The sequence below is a fragment of the Megasphaera sp. AF13-6AC genome, assembly GCF_027685385.1.
GTDB classification, from domain to species: Bacteria; Bacillota; Negativicutes; order Veillonellales; family Megasphaeraceae; genus Megasphaera; species Megasphaera micronuciformis.
In genome coordinates this window covers 299-2,270 of the sequence record NZ_JAQCUN010000172.1, presented here as the reverse complement: position 1 = coordinate 2,270, position 1,972 = coordinate 299, and the positions used below count along the sequence as shown (strand labels likewise).

General features: G+C 47.4%; 2 protein-coding genes and 1 pseudogene. All 3 read left to right on the top strand.

Annotation, left to right across the window (positions count from 1 at the left end; all coding sequences use genetic code 11):
- Positions 1-429, top strand: a 429-nt coding sequence (locus PGX78_RS07715) for a phosphoribosylformylglycinamidine synthase subunit PurQ (RefSeq protein ID WP_270446315.1), incomplete at its 5' end; no start/stop codon positions are given.
- A 24-nt stretch (positions 430-453) separates the two neighbouring features.
- Positions 454-1,407, top strand: a complete 954-nt coding sequence (locus PGX78_RS07710; RefSeq protein ID WP_270446314.1) for an L-lactate dehydrogenase — start codon at positions 454-456, stop codon at positions 1,405-1,407.
- Positions 1,408-1,530: 123 nt separating this feature from the next.
- A pseudogene (locus PGX78_RS07705) lies at positions 1,531-1,972 on the top strand (DNA gyrase subunit A); the annotation flags it as partial.

The following is a 1,972-nucleotide window of genomic DNA, read 5'->3' as shown; positions in this document are numbered from 1 at the left end:
CCTCTAAAGGCCGACAGTCCGACGCTTACGTATAATACCATTGGTCGCCACTTGTCGCGCATGGTTGATACGAAGGTAGTATCCGTCATGTCACCGTGGTTTGCCAATGTAAAGGCCGGTGATATACATACGGTGGCTATCTCTCACGGTGAAGGTCGTTTTGTCGCATCGCCCGAACAGATTCGGCAATTGGCGGCTAAGGGTCAGATTGCTACTCAGTACGTAGATTTGAACGGTAAGGCTACGTATGACAGCACGTTTAATCCGAATCAATCGGTATTTGCCGTTGAAGGTATTACAAGTCCCGATGGCCGTGTTCTCGGAAAGATGGCGCATACGGAACGATATACGGGTGAAACGATGTTCAGAAACATTGACGGTAATAAGGTACAACCCATCTTTGCAGCAGGTACGGAATATTTCAAATAATATAAAACCGGAGGGACGTAAAAGATGTATGATACTCGGAAAGTCGTTATTGTAGGAGCAGGGCACGTAGGTTCACATGTAGCGTTGGCATTAATTCAGTCGGGTGAAGCGGATGACATCGTCCTTATCGATATAGATAAAGAAAAGGCTGTCGGTCAGGCCTATGACCTGGACGATGCCGTAACCGGTGCGGCTTGCGGTCGTGATACGGTTATTCGTGCCGGCGGATATGAAGAGTTGAACGATGCGGATATACTGGTTACGGCCTTCGGCCGTAGCCGCAAACCCGGAGAAACTCGGCTGGATATGTTCGATGATTCCATTCGTATGGCCGATGAAGTGGTAAGCCGGTTAAAGACGGCGGATTTCAAAGGCATTATGATTAATATTTCCAACCCGGCAGATATTATTTGCGAATATATTCGTCGGGCTATGAAGTGGGAAGCAAGTCGTTGTTTCTGCACGGGAACGAGCTTGGAAACATATAGACTCATTCGCGTTATCGGCAATCTTACCGGGTATGCCCGTCGCTCCATACAGGGATTTTGTCTCGGAGAGCACGGTAATTCGGGATTTATCGCCTGGTCGACGGTACGCATTAACGGTCGTCCCTTTTCGGATGTAATTAAGAGTAAGCCGGAATTGGAAAATACGGATTTGGATGAGTTGCAGACTCGCGTTAAACGGGCCGGCGATATAGAGGTGGACTTTAAAGGTTGTACGGAGTTCGGGATTGCCAATGCGGCCCTCATGTTGATTCGTGCGGTTTTTCATGATCAAAAGTTGATTTGGCCGTGCTCGACCGTTCTTACGGGTCAGTACGGTGAGAAGAACGTCGTAGCCGGTATACCTTGTGTTTTAGGAAAAAACGGTATTGAAGAAATCATTGAGGTGCCTTTATTACCCGAAGAAGCGGAAAAATTCCACGCTTCTTGCGAAATTATACGGTCCTTTCTGGACAGAGCCGAGTCTTTGTAACCGTCAGGCTATGTAAAACTGTTCAAAATCGGCCGTATTTGCTATAATAAAACGGATATGCCCATAACGGCGGTTATGAGCTGCTGTTTTTAAGAAAACGTTTTTGTTAGTTGAGGTGACATTGTGGACGAACAGCAATTTGATAAAGTGTTACCCGTGTGCTTGGAACACGAAATGCAAAATTCGTATATCGACTACGCCATGAGTGTTATTATTACGCGTGCGTTGCCCGATGTACGAGACGGGTTAAAACCCGTTCATCGCCGCATTTTGTATGCTATGCACGAAGCCGGTATGACACCTAATAAACCGTATAAGAAGTCGGCACGTATTGTCGGTGAAGTATTAGGTAAGTATCATCCGCACGGGGACAGGTCCGTGTATGATGCGACCGTTCGCTTGGCACAGGATTTCTCGACGCGTTATCCCTTAGTAGACGGTCATGGAAACTTCGGTTCCGTAGACGGCGACTCGGCGGCTGCCATGCGTTACACTGAAGTACGTATGGCAAAGATTACGGGCGAAATGCTGGCAGATATTGACAAAGAGACTGTCGATTTCATGC

Bases quoted from the DNA above. Each gene is read 5' to 3' on its own strand.
- PGX78_RS07710 (WP_270446314.1), top strand. From the start codon at position 454: ATGTATGATACTCGGAAAGTCGTTATTGTAGGAGCAGGGCACGTAGGT.